This window comes from Staphylococcus sp. EG-SA-2 (genome assembly GCF_017152085.1).
In genome coordinates this window covers 1-687 of record NZ_JACYHC010001134.1, presented here as the reverse complement: position 1 = coordinate 687, position 687 = coordinate 1, and the positions used below count along the sequence as shown (strand labels likewise).

Below are 687 nucleotides of genomic sequence, written 5' to 3'. Positions count from 1 at the left end.
CGTTTTTTGACCATAATTTCAATAGCCTTTCAAATAATTTAGTGTCAATTTTATTGATATTTGCAATTAAACTGAAATTTAATTTTTCGGAATGTGTATTTTGTTTGCTTAAAGTAAAATAGAACACTTAAGATTTTGATGTCTGGGAATAGTGGAAATGATAAAAACTACTAATGATTGATTATGTAGTGGTTCTTAACATTAGCCTCAGCTAATGTGTACTTAAAAATAGGAATACATGAGTAAAACTCATGTGGAAGTGATAATTTCTAAAGGAAAAAGTTTTTCTTTATGTTGGGGCCCCGCCCGAACTTGCACAATATTGTTAGCTGACTTTCCGCCTGCTTTTATGTTGGGGCCCCGCCAACTTGCACATTATTGTTAGCTGACTTTCCGTCTGCTTCTATGTTGGGGCCCCGCCAACTTGCACAATATTGTTAGCTGACTTTCCGCCTGCTTCTGTGTTGGGGCCCCGCCAACTACTGCCAATATAAATAACATTGTACATCTTAGAGCATTGATTTCTTACTCAGACTCATAATGAGTTAGATACACATAAAAAAAGACCTTCAACATGTAGGAGACAAGACGAAACGAATCGCTATTTCCCTTTACATGTGAAGGTCTTTTAATTTAATTGTTATTTGTTGTCAAATACAAAGTCATCATCTTGTAATGCTTCTACGT

At 35.4% G+C, this 687-nt stretch carries 1 protein-coding gene; it reads right to left on the bottom strand.

Features of this window, described 5'->3' with window-relative positions; all coding sequences use genetic code 11:
• Nucleotides 1-127, bottom strand: a 127-nt coding sequence (locus tag IDG60_RS18870; RefSeq protein ID WP_206161055.1) for a hypothetical protein, incomplete at its 3' end; no start/stop codon positions are given.
• Nucleotides 128-687 lie beyond the last annotated feature (560 nt).